Here is a 13,445-nt window from a genome sequence, read left to right on the forward strand (position 1 = left end):
CCGCCTTGGAACGGGCGTACCGCGTACAGTCGCCCTCCTGCTGCGCTCCTGCAAAAAAGCGGTTCGATTATGCGCACAGAAGGCGTCCAGCGCAATGCGGGAAATCGGCGATAATCGGGGTTTGGCAAACCTTTCCGGCCGCGTCCGACGCGGCCGAGAGCCATTCGGCGCGATTGCGCCCGTTGTCACCGTGACCGATTCCAAGACACTCGCGGATCGCATCGAAGATCTGCTTCCCCAGACGCAATGCACGAAGTGCGGCTATAACGGCTGCCGCCCGTACGCCGAGGCGATCGCCGCCGGCGACGCGAACTACAACCAGTGCCCACCCGGCGGCGCCGAAGGCATCGCGCGCCTCGCGAACCTGCTCGGCAAGCCGGTGATTCCGCTGAATCCCGTAAACGGCACCGAGCACCCGCGTGCGGTCGCGTTCATCGACGAAAACCTGTGCATCGGCTGCACGCTGTGCATGCAGGCGTGCCCGGTCGACGCGATCGTCGGCGCGCCGAAGCAGATGCACACGATCGTGGCGTCGCTCTGCACCGGCTGCGACCTCTGCGTGCCGCCGTGCCCGGTCGACTGTATCGCGATGGTGCCCGTCACGGGCGAGCGCACGGGCTGGGACGCATGGACGCAAGAGCAGGCCGACGCCGCGCGCGAGCGGCACGATCGCCGGCTCGCGCGCCAGCGCCGCGAGCGCGACGCGGCCGAGGCGCGCGCCGCCGCACGCCGCGCGGCGAGCGCCACCGCGACGCAACCCGCCACAGCGCCGGCCGCCGCACCGCCCGCCGCCGACGATGCCGACGCGAAAAAACGCGCGATCATCGCCGCCGCGCTCGAACGCGCGCGCAAGAAGAAGGAAGAACTCGCCGCGCAGGGTGCGGCTCCGAAGAATACCGAAGGCGTGAGCGCGGCCGTCCAGGCGCAGATCGACGCGGCCGAGGCGCGCCGCAAGCGGCTCGCCGAACAACAGGCCGCGCGCGATGCGCAGGCCAACGATGCCGATCGAGACGATACCGGCGGCCCGTCCGCGCCGCCCGACGACCAAGCGCCATGAACGCCAGCAAACGACGCGCGATCTACGAAACGCTGCAAAGCCTCAACCCGCATCCGACCACCGAACTCGAATACTCGACGCCGTTCGAGCTGCTGATCGCGGTGATGCTGTCCGCGCAGGCGACCGACGTGTCGGTGAACAAGGCGATGCGCAAGATGTTCCCGGTCGCCAACACGCCGCAACAGATCGTCGCGCTCGGCGAGGAAGGCGTCGCCGAGTACATCAAGACGATCGGGCTCTACCGGACCAAGGCGAAGAACGTCGTCGCCGCGTGCCGGATCCTGCTCGAACGCTACGGCGGCGAAGTGCCGGCCGACCGCGAAGCGCTCGAAAGCCTGCCCGGCGTCGGCCGCAAGACGGCGAACGTCGTGCTCAACACCGCGTTCGGCCAGCCGACGATTGCGGTCGACACGCACATCTTCCGCGTCGCGAATCGCACGGGGCTTGCGCCCGGCAAGGACGTCAAAGCCGTCGAAGCCGCACTCGAAAAGTTCACGCCGAAGGAATTCCTGCACGACGCACATCACTGGCTGATCCTGCACGGCCGCTACGTCTGCAAGGCGCGCAAGCCCGAATGCTGGCACTGCGCGATCGAGCCGCTCTGCGAATACCGGCCGAAAACGCCGCCGCCGAACGACTGACGCGCACCGCAACGCCGCAACGCCGCAACGCCGCAACGCCGCAGCGCCGCAGCGCCTGACCGGCGTGCAGGCGCTGCGCGGCTGCTACGCGTTCGACGTCGCCGTCGTGTCGTCGGCGGCCGCGCCGCCGGCGCGCACGAGCGCGAGCACGGCCGCCAGAATCGCGACGCCGCCCGCCCACTGCAGCGGCGACAGCGCCTCGCCGAACAGCAGCGCGGCGAGCGCGACCGTGACGACCGGCTCGAGCGTCGACAGCATCGACGTGCGCGCGGCGCCGAGCCGCTCGAGCCCCGCAAAGAACGCGAGCATCGCGGCCACGGTCGACACCAGCGCGATCGCAAGCATCGCGGCCCATCCGCCGGCCGTCGCGGGCCAGCGCGGCGGCGCATCGAAGGCGACGGTCCGCACCAGCGCGATCAGCACGAGCGCGGCCGTCGCCGATACGCAGATGATCGCGGTGGTCGCGAGCGGATCGACGCCGCGCGTCGCCTTCGTGCCGCCGACGATGTACAGCGAATAGACGACCGCCGCGCCGAGCGCAAGCGCGATGCCGAACGGCTCGCCGTGGCCGCCGCCGACCATCAGCGCGGAGCCCGCGACGCACAGCACGAGCGCGACGCCCTTTGCGCGCGTGAGCCGCTCGCCGAGCCACCACGCGGCGAGCAGCGTCACGAAGGCCGGATACAGATAGAGCAGCAGCGCGACGAGGCTCGCCTGCGCATGCCGCAGCGCCGTGAAATAGCAGAACGACTGGCCGACGTAGCCGAGCGCGCCCATCGCGACGAGCGGCATCAGCGCGCGGCCGCGCGGCCAGACGACGCCGCGCCGCCACGCGATCGCCGCGAGCACGGTGCCGCCGATCGCGAAACGCACGATCAGCAGGCCGAGCACGTCGACGCCGCCTGCATACGCGTAGCGGCCGAAAATCGCCATCGCGCCGAACGCTGCGGCGGACAACGCGACGTAGAGCGCACCTTGCAGCGCGGCGGACGAAGAACGAACGGCGGCGATCATGGCGAAGCGGGCGGTGGGTAGCGGCGCGAAAACGGGGACCGTAGGAGTGTAGCGACTCGCGGACCGCGAGCCTAGCTCAGGCTTACCCGTTACAAGCGACCCGCGCGGCTACGCGGAATTCGACACGCAGCCCCGCATGGGCGAACGCCGGCCGTGCCGCCACGGCCCCGCCCTCCCGCCCGCCGCCACGGGCCCGGCTTTCCCACCCGCCGTCGCGCACGGCCCTGGCCCCGGCCGCGGCCTGCGGCGCGCGCCGAGCCGGCGTACAATGCGCGACGCGGCACGATGCCGCGCATCACGACGCTCCCCACCATGTTCAATCCGAGCCGCGACGAAGTCCGTCGCTTTTTCACCGAAACCTGGCGCAAGCAACGCGCCGGCGAGATCCTGACGCCGCTGGAAGCGATGGCCGCCGACTGGATCGTCGAACACCCCGAATACCACGCGGAACTCGAGGACGCGGACGGCGCGGCCGCGCGCAACTACACGCCCGAGGAAGGCCGCACGAATCCGTTCCTGCATCTGTCGATGCATCTGGCGATCAGCGAGCAGCTGTCGATCGACCAGCCGCCCGGCATCCGCGCCGCGCACGACAAGCTCGCGGCGAAGCTCGATTCGACGCACGACGCGCAGCACGCGATCATGGAGTGCCTCGGCGAGACGATCTGGGAAGCGCAGCGCACGAACACGCCGCCCGACACGGACGCGTACCTGCAGCGCATCCTGCGCCGCGCATCGCGCGACTGAAACGCAACTGAAGCGCGACTGAGCGCCGCCGCCGCAACGGCCGGCCGTTCGTCGCATGCCGCCCGCCGCCCACCGTAATGCGCCGACTGCGGACAAAAAAATACCCCGCCTCGGCGGGGTATCCTGGCCTGCCGGGCACACGGCCCGTCGCGCTTACTTCTTGAACACCAGGTCGCCCTTCAGCGACTCGATGTAGGCAGCGATGTCCTTCATGTCGTTGACCGACAGGTTCTGCACCTGCGCCTGCATGATCGCGTTGTTGCGACCGAGCAGCGGGTTCGTCAGGCCCATCTGGTACTGGCGCATCGCCCACACGAGATAGTCGGCGTGCTGGCCGGCGAGGCGCGGGTACTCGGCGTTGATCGGCTGGTTCAGCTTCGCGCCGTGGCAGGCCGCGCAGTTGTGCGATTCGACCAGATCCTTGCCCTTCGAGAGGTCGGCCGCGTGTGCGGTACCGATCGCGAGGCCGGCCGCGAATGCGATCGCCGCCGCCGTCTTGAATGCGTTGTTCATGAATGCTCCTGTCCCGCTGCTGAGATCAGCGGCGCGCGCTTTACTTGTAGGGATTGTCCTTCGAGTCGACCTTCTGCGCGGCGTAGTAGGCCGCCAGATCGGCGATGTCCTGATCCGTCAGCGAACCGGCGATCGCGTTCATCGACGGGAAATGACGATCCTTCTTGCGGTAGGACTTCAGCGCGTTCTCGAGGTATTGCTGGTTCTGGCCGCCGAGGACGGGAACCCGGTAGACCTCCGGGTATGCCGCGCGGTAATCCTGGATGCCGTGGCAACCGATGCACATGGCGGCCTTGCTTGCCCCGTCCTTCGGGTTGCCGACCACACCGGCCGCCTGCGCGCTGCCCGCGAGCGCCACGAGCGCTGCGACAACGACGTGTTTGCCGACGAATTTGTTCATAGCTCTTGTAACCTAGCTTGAGGGGAAACTGGCGCCGAAGCGGCAACGGCCCGCGCCGTTTTGCTTCTCGGATCGCCACGCAGGCCAAAAAAAACGGCCAGATTGTACCGCGTCGGCGGGGAATGCGTCCATATCGGCGCCCCGGTGCGCCCCGCCGCAGCCCCGCAACGATACGCGGCCGGCGCCCAACCCGACAGCCCTTCTGACTTATACTGGGATTTTTCCCCGCCAGAGAAGACCGCCGCCATGCGTTTCGAAGGGTCCTCGCACTACGTCGCCACCGACGATCTGAAACTCGCGGTCAACGCCGCGCTGACGCTGCAGCGCCCGCTGCTGATCAAGGGCGAGCCGGGCACCGGCAAGACGATGCTCGCGGAGGAAGTCGCCGCCGCGCTCGACATGCCGCTGCTGCAGTGGCACATCAAGTCGACGACCAAGGCGCAGCAGGGGCTGTACGAATATGACGCGGTCTCGCGGCTGCGCGACTCGCAGCTCGGCGACGAGCGCGTGAAGGACATCGCGAACTATATCGTCAAGGGCGTGCTGTGGCAGGCGTTCGAGGCCGAGCGCCCGACCGTGCTGCTGATCGACGAGATCGACAAGGCCGACATCGAGTTCCCGAACGATCTGCTGCGCGAGCTCGACCGGATGGAGTTCCACGTGTACGAAACGCGCGAAACGGTGCGCGCGAAGCATCGTCCGCTCGTCATCATCACGTCGAACAACGAGAAGGAGCTGCCCGACGCGTTCCTGCGCCGCTGCTTCTTCCACTACATCCAGTTTCCCGACGCGGCGACGATGCAGAAGATCGTCGCGGTCCATTTCCCGAACATCCGCGAGGAACTGCTGCATGCGGCGCTCGAAAGCTTTTTCGAGCTGCGCGGCGTGTCGGGCCTGAAGAAGAAGCCGTCGACGTCCGAACTGCTCGACTGGCTGAAGCTGCTGCTGGCCGAGAACATCCCCGCCGACGCACTGCGCGGCGCCGACGCGAAGCAGATCGTGCCGCCGCTTGCCGGCGCACTGCTGAAGAACGAACAGGATCTCAGCCTGCTCGAGCGGCTCGTCTTCATGAACCGGCACAACCGGTAACCCTCCGTTCGCAAAGGCCCGGCCATGCTGCTCAATTTCTTCTACGCGCTGCGCGCAGCCAAGCTGCCCGTCTCGGTGAAGGAATACCTGACGCTGCTCGAGTCGCTGAAGGCCGGGCTCATCGCGCCGTCGATCGACGCGTTCTACTTCCTCGCGCGCATGACGCTCGTGAAGGACGAGCAGTACTTCGACAAGTTCGATCAGGCTTTCGGCGCGTATTTCCACGGCGTGTCGGCGCTGCCCTCCGACGCGTTCGACATTCCGCTCGACTGGCTCGAGAAGCGCCTCGAGCGCGAGCTGTCGGCCGAGGAGAAGGCGCAGATCGAAGCGATGGGCGGGCTCGACAAGCTGATGGCGCGCCTGAAGGAGCTGCTCGACGAGCAGAAGGAGCGGCACGAAGGCGGCAACAAGTGGATCGGCACCGGCGGCACATCGCCGTTCGGGCACGGCGGCTACAACCCCGAAGGCGTGCGCATCGGCGGTCCGTCGAACGGCAATCGCACGGCGGTGAAGGTGTGGGAAGCGCGCGCGTACCGCGACTACGACGACTCGGTCGAGATCGGCACGCGCAACATCAAGGTCGCGCTGCGGCGGCTGCGCCGTTTCGCGCGCGAGGGCGCGGCCGAGGAGCTCGATCTGCCCGGCACGATCCGCAGCACGGCCGCGAACGCGGGCTGGCTCGATCTGCGGATGGTGCCGGAGCGCCACAACAACGTGAAGGTGCTGATGCTGCTCGACGTCGGCGGCTCGATGGACGATCACATCAAGCGCACCGAAGAGCTGTTTTCGGCCGCGAAGGCCGAGTTCAAGCATCTGGAATTCTTCTACTTCCACAACTGCGTGTACGACCATCTGTGGAAGAACAACCGCCGTCGTCATTCGGAGCGCACCGCGACGTGGGACGTGCTCCACAAGTTCACGCCCGACTACAAGCTGATCTTCGTCGGCGACGCGACGATGAGCCCGTACGAGGTGCTGCAGCCCGGCGGCTCGGTCGAATACAACAACCCGGAAGCCGGCGCCGTGTGGCTGCGCCGGCTCGCCGATCAGTTCCCCCATCATGCCTGGCTGAACCCGGAACCCGAGCGCCTATGGGAATACCGGCAGTCGGTCGCGATCATTCGCGACCTGCTCGGCCACCGCATGTATCCGCTCACGCTCGCGGGGCTCGAAACCGCGATGCGCGCACTGAGCAAGTAACGAATCCCCAACCAGCAGATACGAGGCCGCCGTCGAGCGGCCCGTTCCGGAGATAGCATGAACCCTTCGCCCACCGCGAGCGCGGGCCGCGCCGGCGGCCGCTTTTTGACCGATACGTCCGTCTCGGCACTCGTCGCCGGCTTCGTCGCGATGATGACCGGCTATACGAGTTCGCTCGTGCTGATGTTCCAGGCCGGCCGCGCCGCGCACCTCAGCGACGCGCAGATCTCGTCGTGGATCTGGGCGCTGTCGATCGGCATGGCGCTGACGACCATCGGCCTGTCGCTGCGCTTTCGCGCGCCGATCGTCGTCGCATGGTCGACGCCCGGCGCGGCGCTGCTGATCGCATCGCTGCCCGGCGTCCCGTACGCCGAGGCGATCGGCGCGTTCGTCGTGTGCGCGCTGCTGCTGACGGCCGTCGGCGTGAGCGGGCTGTTCGACACGCTGATGCGCCGCATTCCGTCCGGCATCGCGGCCGCGCTGCTCGCCGGGATCCTGTTCGAGATCGGCATCGAGATCTTCCGCGCGGCGCAATACCGCACCGCGCTCGTGCTCGCGATGTTCTTCACGTATCTGATCGTCAAGCGGCTCGCGCCGCGCTACGCGATCGTGACGACGCTGATCGTCGGCACGGCGGTGGCCGGCGCGCTCGGGCTGCTCGACTTCAGCCGGTTCCATATCGCGCTCGCGCAGCCGGTCTTCACGATGCCCGCGTTCTCGATCGCGTCGATCGTCAGCATCGGCATTCCGCTGTTCGTCGTCGCGATGGCGTCGCAGAACGTGCCTGGCATCGCGGTGCTGCGCGCGGACGGCTATCAGACGCCGTCGTCGCCGCTGATCGCGACGACCGGCCTCGCGTCGCTGCTGCTCGCGCCGTTCGGCTCGCACGGCGTGAATCTCGCGGCGATCACCGCGGCGATCTGCACCGGCCCCGAAGCGCACGAAGACCGCGCGAAACGCTACACGGCCGCCGTGTGGTGCGGCACGTTCTACCTGATCGCAGGCATCTTCGGCGCGACGATCGCCGCGCTGTTCGCCGCGCTGCCGAAGGCGCTCGTCGTGTCGGTCGCCGCGCTCGCGCTGTTCGGCTCGATCATGAGCGGGCTCGCCAACGCGATGCAGGACGCGAAGCAGCGCGAGGCCGCGCTCGTCACGTTCATGGTGACCGCGTCGGGCCTCACGCTGCTGTCGATCGGCTCCGCGTTCTGGGGGCTCGTCGCCGGGATCGTCACGCAGGTGATCCTCAACGCGCGCCGCGCGCCGTGACGCGCCGCCGCGCATGCGCGATGCGCGAAAAGGTGCTCGACACGAATCGGGCCTAAAATAGTGGATCGAAGGCGGCGCATGGCGCCGCCTCGCTTCGCCGCCGCGTTCGCGCGGCCCGTGAGAACCCGGCGCCTGTGCGCCCTCCTCCCGAATCGCCATGACTACCGCACTCGACCAGCTCAAGCAGTACACGACCGTCGTCGCCGACACGGGCGATTTCCAGCAGCTCGCGCAATACCAGCCGCAGGATGCGACCACGAATCCGTCGCTGATCCTGAAGGCCGTGCAGAAGGACGCGTACAAGCCGATCCTCGAGAAGACCGTCCGCGACCACCGCAACGAAAGCACCGATTTCATCATCGACCGGCTGCTGATCGCATTCGGCACCGAAATCCTGAAGCTCATTCCCGGCCGCGTGTCGACCGAAGTCGACGCGCGCCTGTCGTTCGACGCCAAGCGCTCGGTCGACAAGGCGCACGAGCTGATCAAGCTCTACGAAGCAGCCGGCATCGAGCGCGACCGCATCCTGATCAAGCTCGCATCGACGTGGGAAGGCATCCGCGCGGCCGAGACGCTGCAGAAGGAAGGGATCAAGTGCAACATGACCCTGCTTTTCTCGCTCGTGCAGGCCGCCGCGTGTGCCGAAGCCGGCGCGCAGCTGATCTCGCCGTTCGTCGGCCGCATCTACGACTGGTACAAGAAGCAGGCCGGCGCCGACTGGGACGAAGCGAAGAACGGCGGCGCGAACGATCCGGGCGTGCAGTCGGTGCGTCGCATCTACACGTACTACAAGACGTTCGGCTACAAGACCGAAGTGATGGGCGCGAGCTTCCGCACGACGAGCCAGATCGTCGAACTCGCGGGCTGCGACCTGCTGACCATCAGTCCCGATTTGCTGCAGAAGCTGCACGACAGCAACGAAACGGTCACGCGCAAGCTGTCGCCCGATGCGCTGCACGACAAGCCGACCGAGCGCGTCGCGATCGACGAGGCATCGTTCCGCTTCCAGCTGAACGACGAAGCGATGGCGACCGAAAAGCTCGCGGAAGGCATCCGCGTGTTCGCCGCCGACGCGGTGAAGCTCGAGAAGCTGATCGAGGCGCTGCGCTGAGCGGCGCGCGCGGCGGCCCGCAGCGGGCCGGCCGCGCGATGCCGGCGCCGAACGCCGCGAGCGGCCGCGAACGACTTCGTTCGCGGCCGTTTTATTTTTCATTCCGCTGCCCGACGCGCGCACTACAATCCACGACACGGGTGCGCCGGCCGCTTCCCGACACGCCCTTTCCCGTCACAATCTCGCATGACGCCGCCCCAGGGCAGGTCCGGCGACGCGTGCCCAAGGAGGCAACGATGCAAGTCCAACCGTACCTGACCTTCTACGGTCAGGCCGACGAGGCGCTTCGCTTCTACGAGAAGGCGCTCGGTGCAAAGACGCAGTTCAAGATCTACTTCCGCGACGCGCCGCCGAATCCCGATCAGCCGATCTCGCCGGAGATGGCCGACAAGGTGATGCACGCGAATTTCACGATCGGCGAATCGTCGATCATGTGCTCGGACGGCAACTGCCACGCGGCCGACCGCCAGCACGCCGGGTATTCGCTGTCGCTGAATCCGGCGAGCGTCGACGAAGGCAAAAAGCTGTTCGATGCGCTCGCCGAGGGCGGCGAAGTGACGATGCCGTTCCAGAAGACGTTCTGGGCACTCGGCTTCGGCATGGTGAAGGATCGCTTCGGCGTGCACTGGATGATCAACGTCGAGGATCTGTCGCAGCGCGAGCACATCCCCAATCGCGCGTAGCGCCGATACACGCCGATACAACCTGAAACGCCCGCCGCTTCGCAGCGACGGGCGTTTTCATTGCGGCATGCTCGACGGGCGACGCGCGGCCGCGCCGGCGCGTTCAGCTTTCGACGACGTCGAGATAGTCTTCCGGCCGCGTGCGATCTTCCGCATGCGCCATCCCCATCACGCGCACGAGCACGCTGACCACGATCGACACGACGAGGTTGACGATCAGCGACCACACCGCCGCGTAGCCGGGAATCGCGAGGCCGAACAGGTGAATCGTGAAGATCGAGCCGGCCAGCTTCAGCGAGATCGCCATCCACGTGCCGCAAACGATGCCGGCCGCCCAGCCGACCAGCAGCCCGCGATGATCGAGCACGCGCGTGTAGAGTCCGAGCACGATCGCCGGCAGCGTCTGGATGATCCAGATCCCGCCGAGCAGCTGCAGCTGGATCGCATACGTGAGCGGCAGCCCGAGAATGAATGCCACCGCGCCAATCTTCACGATCAGCGACACGAGCTTCGCGACGTGCGTTTCCTGGTCGTGCGTCATGTTGCGGTTCACGAACTCGCGGTGGATGTTGCGCGTGTACAGGTTCGCGGCCGCGATCGACATGATCGCCGCCGGCACCAGCGCGCCGATCCCGATCGCCGCGAACGCGACGCCGACGAACCACGACGGGAAGTAGTTCAGGAACAGCGCGGGCACCGCGAAGTTCGGGCCGAACGCCTTGAAGTACGGCGCGTACTGCGGCATGTCTTTCACGCCCGACGCGAGCGCCATGTAGCCGAGCAGCGCGAGCAGGCCGAGCACGAACGAATAAGCCGGCAGCATCGCCATGTTGCGACGAATCGTGTTGCCCGACGACGACGAGAGGATCGCGGTGACCGAATGCGGATAGAGGAACAACGCGAGCGCCGAGCCGATCGCGAGCGTCGCGTAGGCGCTGTAGCCGTTCAGGCTCGTCGCGTCGGGCGCCTTCAGCAGCAGCTTCGCGGGCGGCACGCTCGCGAAGATATGCCCGAAGCCGCCGAGCTTCGCGGGAATCACGATGATCGCGGCGGCGATCGTGATGTAGATCAGCACGTCCTTCACGATCGCGATCATCGCGGGCGCGCGCAGCCCCGACGTGTACGTGTACGCGGCGAGGATCGCGAACGCGATGATCAGCGGCAGATCGCCGACGAAGCCCGTCGTGTCGAAACCGAGCGCGCCGATCACGACCTCGATGCCGACCAGTTGCAGCGCGATGTACGGCATCGTCGCGACGATGCCCGTTACGGCGATCGCGAGCGCGAGCATGCGGCTGCCGTAGCGGGCGTTGACGAAGTCGGCGGCCGTCACGTAGCCGTGCCGCTTCGCGATGCTCCACAGTTTGGGAAAGACGACGAACGCGAACGGATAGATGAGGATCGTGTACGGCAGCGCGAAGAAGCCCATCGCGCCGGCACCGAACACGAGCGCGGGCACCGCGACGAACGTGTACGCCGTGTACAGGTCGCCGCCGAGCAGGAACCAGGTGACAATCGTGCCGAAGCGCCGGCCGCCGAGCCCCCACTCGTCGAGATGGGCGAGGTCGCCGCGCCGCCAGTTGGCGGCGAGGAAGCCCATGATCGTGACGCCGATGAAAAGGAGAACGAAGACGAAAGTCGCGCCGAGATTCATTGCACACCTCCCGGCGTTTTCCACGCGTTCTTGGTCTTGTAGTACACGAAGGCGGTGATCACCGCGCTAATGAACACCCAGAGCAGCTGGTACCAGTAGAAAAACGGAAAACCCAGCCATTGCGGTTCGATCTTGCTGTACGACGGCACCCAGACCATCGCGATCAGCGGCAGTACCAGCAGCCAGAGCCAGCGCTTGGCGGCCCGATTGGCGTCGGCATCGTGAGCCATGACGTCTCCTCATCTTCCCGGTTATCGATCTTGTGAGCGGGTACGGCGGCGAGAGGAGCGGCAAAACGGGTAAGCTGCGGCTCCCCTGGCTTCGCGCCAGTATAGGAGTCGCAAGCATCCGGTCAAGCGGGGGCGAACCCGAGGTGATCCGCCCCCTGACGCGCGGTTGCACCGGCATGCGGGCCGCGCATGGGCGTCAGATCGTGAACGACGCGCCGCGTGCGCCGATCGCTTCTTTCAAACCTTTCACCCATTTGCGGGCGGGCAGTTTCAGCGTGTCCTCGATCAGCTTCGCGCGCGCGTCGAGCTGCGCGAACGGCACGTCGAGCGCGGGGCCGGAGAACGCGATCGCGATCCGGTTGCCGTCGTGCACTTCCGGCAGCGCGATCACGCGGTGATCGAAGGCGGCGTTCAGGTGCTTCATGTTGCGCACGAAGCTCGGGTGATCGCCGAACAGGTTGATCGTCGCGATCCCCGCATCGGTCAGGCAGCCGCGCACCGCGCGGTAGAACGCGACGCTGTCGAGCACCGGGCCGCGCGCGGTCGCATCGTACAGGTCGATCTGGATCGCGCCCGTCGTGCCGCGATTCGCCGGATCGTTGACGAAATCCCACGCGTCCGCTTCGTGCACGACAAGACGGGCGTCGTCCGGCGGCAGCGCGAACATCGTGCGCGCGGCGACGATCACGGCCGGGTTCAGTTCGACCGCCTCGACCTTCGCGCGCGGCAGGAAGCGGTGCGCGAACTTCGTCAGCGCGCCGGTGCCGAGCCCGAGCTGCACGATGCGTTCCGGCGTTTCGAGAAACAGCAGCCACGCCATCATCTGCTGCGCGTATTCGAGTTCGATCGCGAGCGGCTTCGAAATCCGCATTGCGCCCTGTACCCATTCGGTACCGAAATGCAGGTAGCGCACGCCGCGCTCCTCCGAGAAGGTGACCGGTGCGAAGCGCGGCTTGCGCGGCGCGTCGAGCACGGGCACGTCGTCGTGCTCGTCGAGGTCGGTGCGGCGCTTCACGCGCGGCGGCTGCAGTTTCTCGGAGCCGTTGTAGGCGGACGGCTGGTTGCGCTTGAAAGCGCGCGCCTCGGCGGATGCGCGCTTGATCAGTCGGGTCATGGATGAATCTCGCTCGATGAAGCTGGTTTTGGCGGACGAGAGGATAGCATTGGCGCGGCAATCGCCGGCGCCGAACGGATTGCGTCACGCCGATCGGCCGACTTGCGAGCGAGGGCATCGTGGTCGACAATGCATCGCACCGGCGATCCATCGACGACAGCCATACCGTGACGATTCTTGCGATACGTCACCGGCGAGAAAGCGGCTATCACTGACCCGGAGCGCACATGACCTCCACCGACAGGAAAATCTGGTTCCCGGCGAAACGCTACGGATGGGGATGGGGGCTGCCCATCGCGTGGCAGGGATGGGTAGTCCTGTTGCTGTTTACGCTCGGCCTCGTCGCGGGTTCACGCCGCTTCCCGCCGGCACAGGCGCCGTTCGCGTTCGCAGCATGCGTCGTGGGCTTGGTGCTCGCGCTCACGATCGTCTGTTACGCGAGAGGCGAAAAGCCGAAATGGCGATGGGGGAACGACAAGTGACGCGTCGTACGCCGGCGCGCGCAATTCGAGCTGTCCAAGCAACGCGCCGCGCAGCAATCGGAACGGATTGAGGTTTCGGTTAATCCGACACGCCGAGGCGCTCGTTCGGCATCGCCCTTCTCTCCCGCGCACTGCAACCCATTTCAACCTGTCTGTTTGGGAACCCGAACGATGGTTCGCGTCACGGCGTTGACCTGGCCCGGCAGATCTTTCCCGCGCCGGCGTTCAACGTGGCTTGAATCTG

Annotated in this window: 15 protein-coding genes; 9 read left to right on the forward strand and 6 right to left on the reverse strand. The window is 66.9% G+C overall.

Translation table 11 applies throughout. The features are described from left to right. Positions 1-94 precede the first annotated feature (94 nt). Both rsxB and nth read left to right on the forward strand, forming a co-directional pair. A complete protein-coding gene (gene rsxB / locus NP80_RS24575) occupies positions 95-1,057 on the forward strand; it encodes an electron transport complex subunit RsxB (protein WP_045594200.1) in 963 nt (320 codons plus the stop codon). Further along, positions 1,054-1,698, forward strand: a complete 645-nt coding sequence (nth, locus tag NP80_RS24580) for an endonuclease III (RefSeq protein WP_006412000.1) — start codon at positions 1,054-1,056, stop codon at positions 1,696-1,698. Before rsxB ends, nth begins: the two co-directional genes overlap by 4 nt. An 84-nt stretch (positions 1,699-1,782) precedes the next feature. Here the strand turns inward: nth and NP80_RS24585 are convergent, their stop codons facing one another. After that, entirely contained in the window at positions 1,783-2,712 is a 930-nt protein-coding gene (locus NP80_RS24585; protein ID WP_006405624.1) for a DMT family transporter, read from the reverse strand. 312 nt (positions 2,713-3,024) lie between these two features. Here NP80_RS24585 and NP80_RS24590 point away from each other — a divergent pair, with 312 nt between their 5' ends. Continuing rightward, positions 3,025-3,459, forward strand: a complete 435-nt coding sequence (locus tag NP80_RS24590) for a DUF1841 family protein (protein ID WP_006398706.1) — start codon at positions 3,025-3,027, stop codon at positions 3,457-3,459. A gap of 153 nt (positions 3,460-3,612) precedes the next feature. Here NP80_RS24590 and NP80_RS24595 read toward each other — a convergent pair whose 3' ends face one another. Together NP80_RS24595 and NP80_RS24600 are read right to left on the reverse strand one after the other, a co-directional pair. Beyond that, positions 3,613-3,972, reverse strand: a complete 360-nt coding sequence (locus NP80_RS24595; RefSeq protein WP_006398705.1) for a c-type cytochrome — start codon at positions 3,970-3,972, stop codon at positions 3,613-3,615. 40 nt (positions 3,973-4,012) lie between these two features. Further along, entirely contained in the window at positions 4,013-4,372 is a 360-nt protein-coding gene (locus NP80_RS24600; RefSeq protein ID WP_006398704.1) for a c-type cytochrome, read from the reverse strand. A 246-nt stretch (positions 4,373-4,618) separates the two neighbouring features. Between NP80_RS24600 and NP80_RS24605 the strand changes: the two genes are divergently transcribed. The 5 genes from NP80_RS24605 to NP80_RS24625 all read left to right on the forward strand — a co-directional run bounded on the left by NP80_RS24605 (position 4,619) and on the right by NP80_RS24625 (position 9,721). Continuing rightward, positions 4,619-5,461, forward strand: a complete 843-nt coding sequence (locus NP80_RS24605; protein ID WP_006405626.1) for an AAA family ATPase — start codon at positions 4,619-4,621, stop codon at positions 5,459-5,461. A gap of 24 nt (positions 5,462-5,485) precedes the next feature. After that, positions 5,486-6,661 carry a vWA domain-containing protein gene (locus NP80_RS24610; protein ID WP_006405627.1) on the forward strand — a complete coding sequence of 392 codons (1,176 nt, stop codon included), beginning with the start codon at positions 5,486-5,488 and terminating at the stop codon, positions 6,659-6,661. 57 nt (positions 6,662-6,718) lie between these two features. Then, complete coding sequence (locus NP80_RS24615) at positions 6,719-7,927, forward strand: benzoate/H(+) symporter BenE family transporter (RefSeq protein ID WP_006398701.1); 1,209 nt, start codon at positions 6,719-6,721, stop codon at positions 7,925-7,927. 157 nt (positions 7,928-8,084) lie between these two features. After that, positions 8,085-9,038: a transaldolase gene (gene tal / locus NP80_RS24620; RefSeq protein WP_006398700.1), complete on the forward strand. Its 954-nt coding sequence runs from the start codon at positions 8,085-8,087 to the stop codon at positions 9,036-9,038. Between the two features lie 236 nt (positions 9,039-9,274). Further along, positions 9,275-9,721, forward strand: coding sequence for a VOC family protein (locus NP80_RS24625; RefSeq protein ID WP_006405630.1), 447 nt, complete (start codon positions 9,275-9,277; stop codon positions 9,719-9,721). A gap of 103 nt (positions 9,722-9,824) precedes the next feature. Here NP80_RS24625 and mctP read toward each other — a convergent pair whose 3' ends face one another. From mctP to NP80_RS24640, 3 genes are all read right to left on the reverse strand, one after another. After that, entirely contained in the window at positions 9,825-11,375 is a 1,551-nt protein-coding gene (gene mctP, locus NP80_RS24630) for a monocarboxylate uptake permease MctP (protein WP_006398698.1), read from the reverse strand. Then, positions 11,372-11,605: a DUF3311 domain-containing protein gene (locus NP80_RS24635; RefSeq protein ID WP_006398697.1), complete on the reverse strand. Its 234-nt coding sequence runs from the start codon at positions 11,603-11,605 to the stop codon at positions 11,372-11,374. The genes mctP and NP80_RS24635 overlap by 4 nt, the downstream gene beginning before the upstream one ends. A 196-nt stretch (positions 11,606-11,801) precedes the next feature. Next, positions 11,802-12,719 (reverse strand): class I SAM-dependent methyltransferase, encoded by a 918-nt coding sequence (locus tag NP80_RS24640; RefSeq protein WP_006405631.1) that lies wholly within the window; start codon positions 12,717-12,719, stop codon positions 11,802-11,804. A gap of 227 nt (positions 12,720-12,946) precedes the next feature. Here NP80_RS24640 and NP80_RS24645 point away from each other — a divergent pair, with 227 nt between their 5' ends. Further along, positions 12,947-13,201: a hypothetical protein gene (locus tag NP80_RS24645; protein ID WP_035488690.1), complete on the forward strand. Its 255-nt coding sequence runs from the start codon at positions 12,947-12,949 to the stop codon at positions 13,199-13,201. Positions 13,202-13,445 lie beyond the last annotated feature (244 nt).

Source organism: Burkholderia multivorans ATCC BAA-247 (genome assembly GCF_000959525.1).
GTDB lineage: Bacteria > Pseudomonadota > Gammaproteobacteria > Burkholderiales > Burkholderiaceae > Burkholderia > Burkholderia multivorans.

Coding starts and splice junctions, on each gene's coding strand:
- rsxB (WP_045594200.1), top strand. CDS start 95: ATGCGGGAAATCGGCGATAATCGGGGTTTGGCAAACCTTTCCGGCCGC.
- nth (WP_006412000.1), top strand. CDS start 1,054: ATGAACGCCAGCAAACGACGCGCGATCTACGAAACGCTGCAAAGCCTC.
- NP80_RS24585 (WP_006405624.1), bottom strand. CDS start 2,712: ATGATCGCCGCCGTTCGTTCTTCGTCCGCCGCGCTGCAAGGTGCGCTC.
- NP80_RS24590 (WP_006398706.1), top strand. CDS start 3,025: ATGTTCAATCCGAGCCGCGACGAAGTCCGTCGCTTTTTCACCGAAACC.
- NP80_RS24595 (WP_006398705.1), bottom strand. CDS start 3,972: ATGAACAACGCATTCAAGACGGCGGCGGCGATCGCATTCGCGGCCGGC.
- NP80_RS24600 (WP_006398704.1), bottom strand. CDS start 4,372: ATGAACAAATTCGTCGGCAAACACGTCGTTGTCGCAGCGCTCGTGGCG.
- NP80_RS24605 (WP_006405626.1), top strand. CDS start 4,619: ATGCGTTTCGAAGGGTCCTCGCACTACGTCGCCACCGACGATCTGAAA.
- NP80_RS24610 (WP_006405627.1), top strand. CDS start 5,486: ATGCTGCTCAATTTCTTCTACGCGCTGCGCGCAGCCAAGCTGCCCGTC.
- NP80_RS24615 (WP_006398701.1), top strand. CDS start 6,719: ATGAACCCTTCGCCCACCGCGAGCGCGGGCCGCGCCGGCGGCCGCTTT.
- tal (WP_006398700.1), top strand. CDS start 8,085: ATGACTACCGCACTCGACCAGCTCAAGCAGTACACGACCGTCGTCGCC.
- NP80_RS24625 (WP_006405630.1), top strand. CDS start 9,275: ATGCAAGTCCAACCGTACCTGACCTTCTACGGTCAGGCCGACGAGGCG.
- mctP (WP_006398698.1), bottom strand. CDS start 11,375: ATGAATCTCGGCGCGACTTTCGTCTTCGTTCTCCTTTTCATCGGCGTC.
- NP80_RS24635 (WP_006398697.1), bottom strand. CDS start 11,605: ATGGCTCACGATGCCGACGCCAATCGGGCCGCCAAGCGCTGGCTCTGG.
- NP80_RS24640 (WP_006405631.1), bottom strand. CDS start 12,719: ATGACCCGACTGATCAAGCGCGCATCCGCCGAGGCGCGCGCTTTCAAG.
- NP80_RS24645 (WP_035488690.1), top strand. CDS start 12,947: ATGACCTCCACCGACAGGAAAATCTGGTTCCCGGCGAAACGCTACGGA.